Here is a 13,124-nt window from a genome sequence, read left to right as displayed (position 1 = left end):
ACGTCCCCAATGACCCAATGACTACATTGCGATAGACGACCACGTTTGCCCAGATAAAACCGACCAAAATGAACCTGTCCCTTTTTGGCAGGTTTCGACCAAGACAACGCCGATGTCTTGGTACCGACAGCGAAAACCCGTCAGAGTGAGCAAGGTGCCTTGAAACGAGGCGGCATTGACCTTCTGGTCATGCCGCCGAAGTTGAAAGGCAGATTGCCGCTCTGGCGGGTTTGCAGCGTCAACTAGTTACGCGGTTTGGTAAAACCGCGTAACCCAATTAGAAGCGGTTGCCGCGGAAGCCGCCGCCGTTGCGGCCGCCACGGTCGCCACCACGGCCACCGCGGTCGTTGCCACGGTTGCCGCCGAAGCCGCCGCGGTTGCCACCGCGGTCGCCATAGCCACCACGGTTGCCGCCAAAGCCGCCGCGGCCGCCACGGTCGCCGCCGCGGTCACCAAAGCCGCCACGGCCGCCGCGATCGCCACCGCGACCGCCACGGTCGCCACCACGGCCACCGCGATCGCCAAAGCCGCCGCGACCGCCACGGTCGCCGCCGCGGCCACCGCGCTCGTCACGGCCGCCGCGAGGACCGCGGTCCTCGTCCAGGCCCATGGCGACGAGCGGAGCGATGACCTTATCGAGAGCGGCCATCAGCTCGGTGGCCTCCTCGTAAGAAAGCTCGGGCAGGAGCTTCTCCTTCTTGTTGGCAAGCTCGACCAGGCCCTCAGCAGCATCCTCGGCAGCGAAGACGACGATCTTGCGCATATCGCCCTCGGCGTCGTCGATGCGGCCGACCAGATCGGCAGCCTCGGCCTCGGCCATCAGGCCATCGAGCTCACGGAGGCGCATGCCCAGCAGATCGGACATTTCTTTCTGCTCCATCTTGGGCTTGAGGTCAAGGAGCTTGATGGCGCGCTCGATGTTTGCCATGCGCTCGGCCTTGGCCTCCTCCTCCTTGGAAATAGCAAAGCGACGGCTACGCAGCAGGCGGGCGGCCTTCTGCATCTTGTCCATCAGCTCTTCGTCATCGTAATCAGCGGTGGCCTCGACAACCTCGGCCTCCTCCTCGGCGGAAACCTCGTCAGCAGCCTCAACCTCGGCAGCTTCGGTCTCCACGGTCTCGACTGCCTCGACCTCGGCAGCCATGGTCTCGTTCTCGGTCTCGTTCATGATCTCTTCGTTCTCGGACATGAGACTCCTTCTTGGCCCTTTCGGGCATCATCGCCCCATTCGCGGGGCCCGTCGCGCACTCTTTGCGCTTTAAACAATCATGCCTCTCGGCAAAACGTCCATTAGTTTATGGTGTCGCCATCCAATCTAGCTGCAGAATCTATGTGCACACATTAATGCGACATGTCGCGGTATCATGACCTGAACCAAACGTGTCCACCTTAAGGAGCCCGCCATGATTAAGCCCATCATGAAATCCGAGTTCTTTTTACGCCTGCCTTCCGAAGACGCAGGACCCGACGACGCCGTGACCGGGCAGGACCTCCTGGATACGCTCCATGAGCATGAGCACGAGTGCGTGGGTCTCGCCGCCAACATGATTGGCGTGCGCAAACGCATCATCTGCGTAAAAGATGGCAACAGGGCGCTCCTGATGTACAACCCTCAAATTCTTGAGCAGGTCAATGCCTATCGGACGAGCGAAGGATGCCTCTCGCTGATCGGCGAGCGTCCCTGTACCCGCTATCGCCGCATTAAGGTTGAGTATTTGGACGAGAACTTCGTCCATCGCATCAAAAACTTCTCGGGCTACACCGCCGAGATCATCCAGCACGAAATCGATCATTGCTGCGGAATCGTTATTTAGACAGCCAGGGTAACGATGCAGGTTGAGCACACGACAGCAAGCGGTCCGCCGTTCGGTAGAACGGCAGAACCAATTAGCTCTGGCGGTAATGATCGAAGAAGTCAGCCAAGTCTTCGAGCGACTCTTTGAGCACTTCCATGCGCGGCAGATACACGATGCGGAAGTGGTCGGGCTCGGCCCAGTTAAAGCCGCCGCCGCGCGTAATCAGGATCTTCTTCTCGTGCAGCAGGTCGAGGGCGAACTGCTCGTCATCGGTGATGTTGAACTTCTTCACATCCATCTTGGGGAAGATGTAGAACGCCGCGCGCGGCTTAACCACCGAGATGCCGTCGATCTTGCTGAGTGCCTCATACACAAAGTTGCGCTGCTCGTAGACACGACCGCCGGGGCGGATGTAGTCGTTAACCGACTGATGGCCGCCGAGCGCCGTCTGGACGATCGACTGAGCCGGCACGTTGGAGCACAGGCGCATGTTTGAGAGCATGTTGATGCCCATGATGAAGTCGCTCATGCAGCGCTGGTTGCCCGAAAGCACCATCCAGCCAATGCGATAGCCCGCGATCATATGCGACTTGGACAGGCCGCTAAACGTAATGCAGGGCAGGTCGGGGGCGAGCGAGGCAATGGAGACGTGCTCATAGCCGTCCATGCACAGGCGGTCGTAGATCTCGTCGGCAAAAATCATGAGCTGGTGCCTGCGCGCGATCTCAACAATGCCCTCGAGCACCTCGCGCGGATAGACAGAGCCCGTGGGGTTGTTGGGGTTGATGATGACGAGGGCCTTGGTCGCGCTCGTGATCTTGGACTCCATATCCTCCAGGTCGGGATACCAATCCGCCTGCTCATCGCACAGATAGTGCACGGGATGACCACCGGCAAGGGTTGCGCACGCCGTCCAGAGCGGATAGTCGGGGCTGGGGATCAGAATCTCGTCGCCGTTGTCGAGCAGCGCGTTCATCGAAAGCTGAATGAGTTCGGACACGCCGTTGCCCGTGTAGATGTGCTCCATCTGAACATTGGGCAGGCCCTTGATCTGCGAGTACTGCATGATCGCCTTGCGCGCAGAGAACAGGCCGCGCGAGTTGGAATAGCCTTCGCAGTCGGGCAGCTGCTGGCGCATGTCCTTAATGACCTCATCGGGCGTGCGAAAACCAAAGGGGGCGGGGTTGCCAATGTTGAGCTTGAGGATGCGCTCGCCCTCGTCCTCCATACGGGCGGCCTCGTCGACGACAGGACCGCGCACGTCATACAGGACGTTATCGAGCTTGGTGGATTTAGAAAAAGTACGCATGGTTGTGCTCCTTGGAATTTGAGCTGAGGGATGGGGTTCGGGCCTGGAAACGTTGCGGGGCGATGATGCCTCGCCTTGATCGGCGTCACCGGCGAGCAGCCAGGTAAAATCGACCTCCAAAATGCGGGCGAGCAGCTCTGCCACATCGCGTCGCGGGATCGTCTTGCCGCTCACATATTGGCTCATCTGACTCTTGCCGAGTTTTTTGCCGAACATCTCCGATGCACGAATCACGTCCGACTGTCGAACGTCGCGATCGGACATAGCCCGTCGCAGGCGATCGCTAAACGTCTCTTGGGCCACAGGAACCTCCTTGCTGGCAAAGTTCAATTTATAGAACACGAATTGAACTAAGGTTCAATTTAGGCAGCAGTATAGCGCGGCACCTCATTCGAAAGTTCAATTTCATAAGAAAATGTACCGAACTCCAAGATTTGCCCAAGGCGGACAATGACGTATACACGTTTAGAGGTATTCAAGGAATCGGGCGGCGGCAAGCGAAACATCAGTCGTGCGATATATCGCATTGATTTGCCGATGGGGATGCCCCTCGAGCGAACGCACGGCAACATCGAACTGACAGCGACGCAAGATGAGCGCGGGAAGAATGCTCACGCCCAGGCCGTCCTCGACCATGGCCATAATCGCATAGTCATCCCAGGTCGACAGTTTTGAGCGCACTGTCAGTCCCGCCCGACGAAACAGCGGCGTAATCTCGTCATCGGTGCCGCGTTCCAGCAGAATAAACTGCTCGTTGGCCAAATCGGCAAGGGAAACGACCTCCGCGGTGGCAAGCGAGGAGTCCGCTGGCACCACGGCCATCAACTCATCGCGTACCAACGGCCGCGATGCCATGCCGGCGCCGCGTGGCTCACGCGGGATAAAGCCCAGATCGCAGCGGCCCTCTGCCACCCATTGTTCGATCTCTGAGTAATCGCCCATCAGCAACTCATAATCGACGTCCGGGTGATCGGCGCGAAAGCGCGCGATCACCGGCGGCAGTACGTGGGTCGCCACGCTCGAAAACGTACCAATGTAGATTTTGCCGCGCATGAGCCCACGCATCTCATCCACCCGTCGCTGCAAACGAACAAATTCCTCGCATAACGCCTCGACCGCTGGCATAACTTGCCGCCCATCGGCAGAAAGCACTACGCCCTCGCGGCTTCTATCGAGCACTTTAAAGCCCCAGTCGGCCTCAAGATCGGCCACCATACGGCTCACGCCCGACTGCGAATAGCTCAGGCGCTCGGCAGCACGCGTAAAGCTTCCGGCGCGCACCGTCTCCAGCAGCACCTGCATCTTTTGTATATTCGTTTCCAAGCCACCCCTCCACCTTTACATGAGTTTTTGTCATAACATCCATGCATTATATTCTCTTTTCTTCTAAACCCACCTCACCCATAGTGAACTTGCACGAATATAGAGGGGACGGCAGTGCATGAACAACGGATTGCTTACATACTTAGCAGCATTGCTGCTGTTTGGCTCCAATGGCATCATCGCTGCTGCCATCGCACTGCCGAGCTCCGATATCGTGCTACTCCGCACGTTTTTGGGCGCACTCTCGCTTGTCGCCATCCTCACCATCACCCAACGCCATACGTTGCAGGCGCCATCTCGCCCCCGCGAAGCCGCAGCCCTCCTTCTCTCGGGAGCCGCGCTGGGCGCCAGCTGGATTTTTCTGTTCCGCGCCTACCAGACGATCGGCGTCGGCGTATCCTCGCTGCTGTACTACTGCGGCCCCATCATTGTCATGGCGCTCTCCCCGCTCATCTTTGGCGAAAAGCTGACCGGCGGCAAAATCGCCGGCTTTATCGCCGTCGCCTGTGGTGCCTTCCTCATTGCGGCACAAGGTCTAGGCGGCAATATGCCCATTGCAGGTATCGCTTGCGGCATCGCCTCGGCCTTCTGCTACGCGCTGATGGTCATCGCCAGCAAGGGTGCGCCACACATCGAAGGCCTCGAAAACTCCGCGCTCCAGGTGAGCGCCGCCTTTGTGACCGCGCTGACCCTCACACTCATCACGCAGGGCGCCCCCTCATTCCTGTCCGCCGGTGTCGCCGCCAGCATTGATTGGCGCGCCGTCGTCATGCTCGGTATCGTCAATACCGGCATCGGTTGCCTGCTCTACTTTAGCGCCGTCGCCAAACTGCCCGTGCAGACCGTCGCGGTCGTCGGCTACCTCGAGCCACTTTCGGCGGTCGTGTTCTCGGCCGTCCTTTTGGGCGAAGCCATGACACCGGTCCGCCTGATGGGCGCCGCACTTATCATCGGCGGCGCGCTCTTTTGCGAACTCGCCGGCAGACGCGCAGGCGCCAAGGCCGGCATCGCCCAGGCAGCACGCGCCTAAAAGCCCCCTCTTCATTCAGTTTCAAAGCCGGGGCGCGTCCGCAGTTATCACATTGCAGCACGTCATTCAGCGGATGCGCCCCTGCTTTGAAATACTGCCTGCGTACATGAGTAATCCCCAGATGGGGAATTATTGTCTAAAACAACCTGATGTGCCAAACTGCTCTTATATGTATAAAAGCGGCATAAAAGTTATCTGTCTTGGACAGATAACCGGATGTCTAAGGGAGTCCACGTGGCACACACCAAACTGGAGGCAAACCTCCAAGGCCGGCATGGGCAGGGCGGGCACGGAGCCATTCCCCTCTCCGCTGGCATGCTGCTCGTTACGCTCGGCGTCGTCTATGGCGACATCGGCACGAGCCCTATGTACACCATGAAATCAATCGTCGCCAACAACGGCGGCATCGGCACCGTCAGCGAGGATATGATTCTGGGCGCGCTTTCGCTCGTCATCTGGACCATGACGCTCGTGACCACGGTCAAGTACGTGGTAATCGCCATGAAGGCCGACAACCACAACGAAGGCGGCATCTTCGCTCTGTTCAGTCTCGTGCGCAAGGTGGCGCCGTGGCTGATTCTCCCCGCCATGATCGGCGGCGCGGCGCTGCTCGCCGACGGCATCCTCACCCCCGCGGTCACGGTCACCACAGCCATTGAGGGCCTGCGTACCATCGAGTGGGGCCACGCGCTTTTGGGTGACGGGCAAACCAACGTCATCATTATTACCATCATCATTATCTGCGGCCTATTTGCCATGCAGCGTGCCGGTACCTCGTCGATCGGCAAGCTGTTCGGCCCACTCATGACGCTGTGGTTCCTGTTCTTGGCTGGTGCCGGTCTGTTCAACATGCTCGGCAACCTGTCCATCTTGCGCGCGCTCAACCCCATCCGCGGCATCATGTTCCTGTTCTCGCCCATCAACCACTCGGGCATTATGGTGCTCGGCTTTGTCTTCCTGTCAACGACCGGCGCCGAGGCGCTCTACTCGGACATGGGTCATGTGGGCAAGGCCAACATCTATGCATCCTGGCCGTTCGTAAAGGCCGCACTTATCCTTAACTATCTGGGTCAGGGCGCTTGGCTGCTCGCCAACAACTCCAATCCTCAGATGCTCGCGATGGATATCGTCAACCCGTTCTATATGATGCTTCCCGAGCCCCTGCGCCCCTTTGCCATCGTGCTTTCGGCCGTAGCGGCCATCATCGCCTCGCAGGCGCTCATCACCGGCTCGTTCTCGCTGGTATCCGAGGCCACGCGTCTCAACCTTATGCCGCATCTGCGCATCCACTACCCCAGCGACACCAAGGGCCAGCTCTATATTCCGCTCGTCAACAACATCATGTGGGTCGGCTGCATCTTCATCGTGCTGCTGTTCCAGAACTCCGAGCGCATGGAGAGCGCCTACGGCCTCGCCATTACCGTGACCATGCTCATGACCACGACGCTTTTGACGAGCTACATCGCCGGCATCCTCAAGCACAAGCTGGGTGCCTGCGTCTTCGCCCTGCTCTTTGGTGCCATTGAGCTGTGCTTCTTCACTTCGTGCCTCACCATGTTCTTTGACGGCGGCTACGTCATGATCTTCCTGGCCTCGCTGCTGTTTGGCCTTATGTATGTGTGGCGCCGCGGCACCGCCATCGAGCGCACGCAGACGATTCTGCTGCCCGTCTCCAAGTACATCGACCAGCTCAATCGCCTGCGCAATGACGAGACCTATCCCGTGCTCGCCGACAATCTGGTGTTCCTCACCAACAGCCCCGACCCGCTCACGCTCGACCGCGACGTGCTCTACTCCATCTTGGACAAGCATCCCAAGCGCGCCAAGGCATACTGGTTCATCAACGTGCACGTTACCGACGAGCCCTATACGCACGAGTATTCCGTCGAGACCTTTGGCACGGACTTCCTGTTCCGCGTGCGCCTGAACCTGGGCTTTAAGGTCAACCAGCGCGTTAATGCCTACCTGCGCCAGATCGTTGGCGACCTGATGGCATCGGGTGAGTTGCCGCCGCAGCACCACATCTACTCCATCTACGAGACGCGCGGCAACGTGGGCGACTTCCGTTTTTGCATGCTGCGCAAGATGCTTGCCCCCGAGACGGACATCAACCGCAACGACCATCGCGTCATGGCTATCAAGTACGCCGTCCGCCGCGCCTGCGGAAGCCCGGCACGTTGGTATGGTCTCGAGAACTCGGCCATCATCATCGAGTACGTGCCCCTCTTTGCCCGTATGCGTCCGGCAGTCAAACTCGTACGCACCCAGGTGCCACTCGAGGTTCAGATCGAGGAAGCCGAGGAAATGGATGTCGATATCTTCTCGGGCGACCTGGTCAACGGCAACGAAGCCGGTAGAGACATGAACGTCGATCCCACCGAGCTGCTCGAGAGCGTCGCCGAGACGCCCGAACAGCAACAACTCGACGGCCTCGAGAGCGAACAACTCAACGACGCCAACTTCTAGCGACGTCGCACATCGATGACAGCGGCCCTGCACCTCACAGGAGATGCAGGGCCGCATTGCATTGCAGTAAAGCTATCGGCTACGAACGGCGCGGCTCGGGAACCACGAGCCTATCGGGGCTCGCACCCTCGGCATCCATCAGGCTCACGTAGCGAATCGAAGGGTCCTCGTACGTCGCGTAGTAATAACTGCCCGTACGCGCGCTAAAGCATCCGGTGTAGATGGTCTTCTCGAACTTGCCATCGCCCATCCTGGACGCCCCCTCGATCATTACCACACCCTCGAGCGAGCGGAACATGCGGACGACGTTTTCGGACTCGCTGTCTTTTTGCGGGTAATTGGCGTTGAGGTACGCTGCCTTTACAAAACGGCTCGGCGAATAGCAGTCGCCGGGAATGCCGCGCATGCCGGCACCCGCGCCATAGGGCTTAAGCTCGGCGCCGCGCCACGTCGCCGTCTGCGGAAAATCGTTCGTGGCGGTGATATAGGTGCGCAGGTTTTCCATGTGCCACGGGAAGGTCGGCTGGTTGGCAAGGGTGTCAACCGGATCGTCGTACACATGCAGGCCGTCGGCCATCATCTCGACCACAATGCTGCGCTGGTCGTCGCCGATAATCCAGTGGAGCAGCGATACTCCCAGCTCCTCGCCGGCAGACTTGCCAACGATTGTCGCATCGTGCAGCGCCGCCTCGACCTCATCGACCGTCGAGAACGTCGACGCCACCCACAGGGGAAACTCGTAGGCCGCGATATTGGTCTTGCCCTCGACAGGGCCCTCGGCATACTCGGCATAACCGGGAAAGTTGAGGCCCGCCACTGCCAGGCCCGCATCGTTGCCGCAGTCGAAAAACATGGGATAGTTCTTGTAATCGATGCACATGCCGATTACCGCGTGTGCCGCCGTCGCATCGTCGATAAACGAATACGGGATGTGGAACCCGCGGGGCATCACACGAACCTGCTCGCCGTATCCAAAGCTCCAGTCGAGGTTGCGGCCCAGATACATGTTGCCAGAATTATCGGTAAATCGAATACTCGTGCACATAGCGCCTCCTAGCTTTACGTTCTTGCTAAGTTCATTGTCACCAATTAAAGGGACCCTAAACAAAAAAGCCCGGACATGACAACAATGTCACGCCCGGACTATTCAATCAGGATAAACTCAACCAAGTTAACCCCGCAGGTCGTCTAAGGGGTCAAAGTGCCGCAGATGCCGCAAAAGAGGAGCGAAGCGTACTTAAGGTACGCGAGCGACGATTGAGCGGCAAGGTGCGGTGCTTTGGTCCCCTTAGACCAACTTTCCTAGACAGTGGTCAATCATGTGTTGAATCATCTGCGCCTCGAAGCCGACGAAGTCCTGCTTGCACTCGCGCATCTTGCCATCGACGATCTGGTTAAAGGCAACCTTGCACTTGATGTAGCGCGTAGACTTGGTGATCTCCTCGTGCGTCAGGCAGCTCTCCTCCATCTTGCTGGCACCCAGGCCAAACACCAGACGGGGGTTGTAGAGCACATGGGGCTCGCCGGCATCGTCCAGGTAGACGCAGACCTTCTTGGTGACGCCGATCTGGTTGGCGGCAAGGCAGCCGGCATCGTCGAGCGACTTGATGGTATCGATCAGGTCCTGTGCCACCGACTCGTCCTCGACAGTCGCGACCTCGCAACGTTGGGACAGAATAGCCTCGTCGTGGCAGAGCTCTTTAATCATGCATTCCTCCATAGGGGTCGTTGTAACTGCTTAAGTATACGGTACCTACACATTTTCATACGGAAAATACCACCCGTCTGCTACATTGCGCCGAACATCGACATGCGAGGAACAGCAAGGTTGTAAAGGCGATATAGTAAGTAAGTTCGTGTCAATCGGCCTAAACTCGGGGCCGAACAAGGAAAGGGTGTGCATGGACGAACTATTTCACGTCAGCGAGCGCAAGTCCACAATCGGGACCGAACTTCGCGCTGGACTGACAACGTTCCTGGCAATGGCCTACATCATTGCCGTCAACCCCGCGGTGCTCTCGGGCGCCGGCATCGATGCGAGAGCGCTCGCCTGCGCCACTTGCCTGGGCGCCGGCATCATGACCATCTGCATGGGCATCTTCGCCAACCGCCCGCTCGCCTGCGCGTCGGGTCTGGGCATCAACGCCATGATCGCGGGCATCACCACCACCATGTGCGGCGGCGACTGGCACGTAGCCATGAGCGTTATCTTCCTCGAGGGTATCGTCATCTTGCTGCTCGTCCTGTGCGGCCTGCGCGAGGCCATCATGGATGCCATCCCCGTGGTCCTGCGCCACGCCATCTCGGTTGGCTTGGGCCTGTTCATCGCCATGATCGGCCTGTGTGACGCCGGCATCATCACCGCTGGCGCCGGTACGCTCGTCGGCCTGGGCGACATCACTTCTCCCACCTTTATCGTCGGCATCATCTCCATCGTCGTGACGGTCGCCCTGGCCTCCCGCAACGTGCCGGGCTCGCTGCTCATCGGCATCATCGTCGCCGTTATCGCCGGTATCCCGCTGGGCGTCACCCATGCCCCCGAGGGCCTCATCGCCCCGCTCGATTTCTCGACCTTCGGCGCCCCGTTTGCCAGCACTGCCGACGGCAACATGGCCATCGTGAAGGTTCTGACCGACCCGACGCTGCTCGTCGTCGCCTTCTCGCTGCTCATGAGTGACTTCTTCGACACCATGGGTACCGCGATGGCCGTCGCCAAGCAGGGCGAGTTCCTAACCGAGGACGGCAATGTCGAGGACATCCGCCCCATCCTGGTCGTTGACTCCGTGGCCGCCGCTGCCGGTGGCTTTATGGGTGTCTCCTCCATCACCACCTTCGTCGAGTCCACGTCCGGCGCCGCCGACGGTGGCCGCACGGGCCTCACCTCCGTCACCACCGGCGTGCTGTTCATTCTCGCCGCGTTCTTCTCCCCCATCGTCTCCATCGTTTCCAGCGCCGCCACCTGCGGTGCCCTGGTCTACGTCGGCTACCTCATGATGAGCGAGGCCTCCGGAATCGACTGGTCCGACGTGTCGCAGGGCTTCCCGGCGTTCATGATCGTCGCCGGCGTGCCCTTCACCTACTCCATCTCCGCCGGCATCGGCCTGGGCTTTATCGCCTACGTGGTCGTCGCGCTCTTTAAGGGCGAGGCTTCCAAGATCAAGCCGCTCATGTGGGTCGCGGCCCTTGCCTTCCTCGTCTACTTCTTCGTAGCGTAAGGGCATAGCCTACTAAAGCAAAACAACAAGGCGCGGAGTCGCATCGAGCGGCTCCGCGCCTTTCTTTTAGCGTCTGCCCCCGTGCCAGCGTGCGACAATTGAAGCTGTCAATATCACAACACCGAGAGAAGCCTGCCTTGGAAGCGCATCAGAAGCAGATAACCGTTTATCCAGAGTGTGCGGAAGGCGCGCCCGTCATCTACCTCCCCGTGGTTATGGGCGACGGTAGTGGAGTCTACGAGCGCTGCCGAGAGCTCGACTGCCCGCCGTTCACCCTCGTCGCCATTGGAGGACTCGATTGGAATCGCGAGCTGAGCCCCTGGGCATGCGACGGATGCGTGCGTGATGCCGAGCCCTTTGGCGGGCAGGCGTCTGGGTTTCTCGATGAACTGCTGAATCAGATAATCCCACAGGTCGAATCATCACTTCTCTGCCCGCCTACCTGGCGCGGCATTGCCGGTTACTCATTGGCGGGCCTCTTTTCGCTTTGGGCCCTCTGGCAAACCGATGCCTTTGATCGCGCGGCGAGTGCATCGGGGTCGCTGTGGTTCCCCGGCTTTATCGACTACGCGCACGAGCACACGATGCCGAACGCGCCCGATGCCGTCTATCTGTCGCTCGGTAAAAAAGAGACCAAGACGCCCAACCGCATGATGCGGCACGTACTCGACGACACGCGCGCGATGGAAGAGCTCCTCGGCGAATGTGGTATCCCCACGACACTGGAGCTCAACCCCGGCAACCACTTTGCCCAAACCGACCTGCGTATGGCGCGTGGCATTCACTGGATACTGACGCACTAAATACAGCCCCGGCACACCGTCACCGACCGTGACCGGTACTGCTATCTCCAAACGCGCTCGGCAATGTGCTTGACCAGCGCAATCTTTGCCCACTGTTCATCCTCGGTCAGTTTGTTGCCAATCTCGCAGCTGGCAAAGCCGCACTGGGGCGACAGGTACAGGTTCTCGAGCGGTACGTACTTTGCAGCTTCGCGGATGCGCTCGACGATGGCATCCTCGTCCTCGAGCTCTGGCGTCTTGGTGGTCACCAGGCCCAGCACGACCTTCTTGCCGGGAGCGACGTACTTGAGCGGCTCAAAGCCACCGGCGCGCGGCGTATCGAACTCAAGATAGAACGCGTCGACATCCTCGCGCGCAAACAGGTACGGTGCAATGGGATCATAACCACCCTCGAAGGCATACGTGGAGTGATAGTTGCCGCGGCACACGTGCGTGTTGATGACCAGATCGTCGGGCTTGCCCGCGATGGCGGCATTGTTGAGCGCCACGCCCAGCTCGCTCACCTTTTGCAGGTCAACCGGGCTCATGCCGGTCTTGGACACAAAGTCGCTATCGCAATAGATGCCCCAGGTGCAGTCATCAAATTGGATGTTGCGGCAGCCTGCGGCATACAGGTCGGCAATCACGGTGCGATATGCTGCGGCGATGGCATCGGCGAGCTCTTCGTCGGTCTTGTAGACGGCGCGCAGACTCTCCTGCTGACCATCGCAGCGGTCGAGCGTGACTTCGGAGAATGTCTGAATCGGCGCCGGAATGGTCTGACGCGCGACCTGGCCCTCCCCCTCAAGCGCCTTGACAAACTTGAAGTGCTCGACGAACGGATGGTTCTCGCCGCTGATGGAACCGGTTACCACGGCGGTGTCGGCGGTAGTCTCCTCATCGTGGAACATATAGCCCGTACGAGAGGCACGATGCTCGACGCCGTTAAGCCCCCACATAAAGTCGAGATGCCAGTAGCTGCGGCGGAACTCGCCATCGGTGATCACCTGCAGGCCGGCGGCCTTTTGCTTAGCCACCAAGTCGCGAATGGCCTCGTCCTCGACGGCCTTAAGTCCCTCGGCATCAAGCGTGCCTGCCGCATAGGCAGCGCGGGCGTCCTTTACGGTCTGCGGACGAAGAAAGCTGCCGACGATATCGGCGCGAAACGGCGCGTTCGGTTGAATTGAAGTGCTCATAGATATC

At 59.5% G+C, this 13,124-nt stretch carries 11 protein-coding genes; 5 read left to right on the top strand and 6 right to left on the bottom strand.

The window, feature by feature from the left end; all coding sequences use genetic code 11:
• Positions 1-277: 277 nt before the first annotated feature.
• The gene (locus SFLMC1_RS04840) at positions 278-1,189 is read right to left on the bottom strand and encodes a hypothetical protein (protein ID WP_152074312.1); all 912 of its coding nucleotides are present in this window, start codon (positions 1,187-1,189) and stop codon (positions 278-280) included.
• Positions 1,190-1,403: 214 nt separating this feature from the next.
• On the opposite strand from SFLMC1_RS04840, the gene SFLMC1_RS04835 reads away from it, so the two are divergent.
• Positions 1,404-1,814, top strand: coding sequence for a peptide deformylase (locus tag SFLMC1_RS04835; RefSeq protein ID WP_152074311.1), 411 nt, complete (start codon positions 1,404-1,406; stop codon positions 1,812-1,814).
• A 73-nt stretch (positions 1,815-1,887) separates the two neighbouring features.
• Here the strand turns inward: SFLMC1_RS04835 and SFLMC1_RS04830 are convergent, their stop codons facing one another.
• Together SFLMC1_RS04830 and SFLMC1_RS04825 are read right to left on the bottom strand one after the other, a co-directional pair.
• Positions 1,888-3,369 carry an aminotransferase class I/II-fold pyridoxal phosphate-dependent enzyme gene (locus SFLMC1_RS04830; RefSeq protein ID WP_152074390.1) on the bottom strand — a complete coding sequence of 494 codons (1,482 nt, stop codon included), beginning with the start codon at positions 3,367-3,369 and terminating at the stop codon, positions 1,888-1,890.
• A gap of 201 nt (positions 3,370-3,570) precedes the next feature.
• Positions 3,571-4,428 carry a LysR family transcriptional regulator gene (locus SFLMC1_RS04825; RefSeq protein ID WP_152074310.1) on the bottom strand — a complete coding sequence of 286 codons (858 nt, stop codon included), beginning with the start codon at positions 4,426-4,428 and terminating at the stop codon, positions 3,571-3,573.
• A 118-nt stretch (positions 4,429-4,546) separates the two neighbouring features.
• On the opposite strand from SFLMC1_RS04825, the gene SFLMC1_RS04820 reads away from it, so the two are divergent.
• Both SFLMC1_RS04820 and SFLMC1_RS04815 read left to right on the top strand, forming a co-directional pair.
• Positions 4,547-5,458 carry a DMT family transporter gene (locus SFLMC1_RS04820; protein ID WP_152074309.1) on the top strand — a complete coding sequence of 304 codons (912 nt, stop codon included), beginning with the start codon at positions 4,547-4,549 and terminating at the stop codon, positions 5,456-5,458.
• 216 nt (positions 5,459-5,674) lie between these two features.
• On the top strand, positions 5,675-7,924 hold the full coding sequence (locus SFLMC1_RS04815) for a KUP/HAK/KT family potassium transporter (RefSeq protein ID WP_152074308.1): 2,250 nt from the start codon (positions 5,675-5,677) through the stop codon (positions 7,922-7,924).
• 79 nt (positions 7,925-8,003) lie between these two features.
• Here the strand turns inward: SFLMC1_RS04815 and bsh are convergent, their stop codons facing one another.
• Positions 8,004-8,969, bottom strand: coding sequence for a choloylglycine hydrolase (bsh, locus tag SFLMC1_RS04810; protein WP_152074307.1), 966 nt, complete (start codon positions 8,967-8,969; stop codon positions 8,004-8,006).
• Positions 8,970-9,212: 243 nt separating this feature from the next.
• Positions 9,213-9,632 carry a peptide deformylase gene (locus tag SFLMC1_RS04805; protein WP_152074306.1) on the bottom strand — a complete coding sequence of 140 codons (420 nt, stop codon included), beginning with the start codon at positions 9,630-9,632 and terminating at the stop codon, positions 9,213-9,215.
• 193 nt (positions 9,633-9,825) lie between these two features.
• Here SFLMC1_RS04805 and SFLMC1_RS04800 point away from each other — a divergent pair, with 193 nt between their 5' ends.
• Both SFLMC1_RS04800 and SFLMC1_RS04795 read left to right on the top strand, forming a co-directional pair.
• Positions 9,826-11,139, top strand: coding sequence for an NCS2 family permease (locus tag SFLMC1_RS04800; protein WP_152074305.1), 1,314 nt, complete (start codon positions 9,826-9,828; stop codon positions 11,137-11,139).
• Between the two features lie 137 nt (positions 11,140-11,276).
• The gene (locus SFLMC1_RS04795; RefSeq protein WP_152074304.1) at positions 11,277-11,942 is read left to right on the top strand and encodes an alpha/beta hydrolase; all 666 of its coding nucleotides are present in this window, start codon (positions 11,277-11,279) and stop codon (positions 11,940-11,942) included.
• Between the two features lie 41 nt (positions 11,943-11,983).
• On the opposite strand, the gene SFLMC1_RS04790 is transcribed toward SFLMC1_RS04795, so the two are convergent.
• A complete protein-coding gene (locus SFLMC1_RS04790) occupies positions 11,984-13,117 on the bottom strand; it encodes a 5-methyltetrahydropteroyltriglutamate--homocysteine S-methyltransferase (RefSeq protein WP_226814267.1) in 1,134 nt (377 codons plus the stop codon).
• Positions 13,118-13,124 lie beyond the last annotated feature (7 nt).

This window comes from Collinsella aerofaciens (genome assembly GCF_901212495.1).
Taxonomy (GTDB): domain Bacteria; phylum Actinomycetota; class Coriobacteriia; order Coriobacteriales; family Coriobacteriaceae; genus Collinsella; species Collinsella aerofaciens_H.
The sequence above is the reverse complement of the archived record's forward strand: the minus strand, read 5'-3'. Positions and strand labels throughout refer to the sequence as shown.

Excerpts from the sequence above, each read along its gene's own strand:
- SFLMC1_RS04790 (WP_226814267.1), bottom strand. The coding sequence starts at position 13,117 with ATGAGCACTTCAATTCAACCGAACGCGCCGTTTCGCGCCGATATCGTC.
- SFLMC1_RS04830 (WP_152074390.1), bottom strand. The coding sequence starts at position 3,369 with ATGTCCGATCGCGACGTTCGACAGTCGGACGTGATTCGTGCATCGGAG.
- SFLMC1_RS04820 (WP_152074309.1), top strand. The coding sequence starts at position 4,547 with ATGAACAACGGATTGCTTACATACTTAGCAGCATTGCTGCTGTTTGGC.
- SFLMC1_RS04800 (WP_152074305.1), top strand. The coding sequence starts at position 9,826 with ATGGACGAACTATTTCACGTCAGCGAGCGCAAGTCCACAATCGGGACC.
- SFLMC1_RS04835 (WP_152074311.1), top strand. The coding sequence starts at position 1,404 with ATGATTAAGCCCATCATGAAATCCGAGTTCTTTTTACGCCTGCCTTCC.
- bsh (WP_152074307.1), bottom strand. The coding sequence starts at position 8,969 with ATGTGCACGAGTATTCGATTTACCGATAATTCTGGCAACATGTATCTG.
- SFLMC1_RS04805 (WP_152074306.1), bottom strand. The coding sequence starts at position 9,632 with ATGATTAAAGAGCTCTGCCACGACGAGGCTATTCTGTCCCAACGTTGC.
- SFLMC1_RS04815 (WP_152074308.1), top strand. The coding sequence starts at position 5,675 with ATGTCTAAGGGAGTCCACGTGGCACACACCAAACTGGAGGCAAACCTC.
- SFLMC1_RS04840 (WP_152074312.1), bottom strand. The coding sequence starts at position 1,189 with ATGTCCGAGAACGAAGAGATCATGAACGAGACCGAGAACGAGACCATG.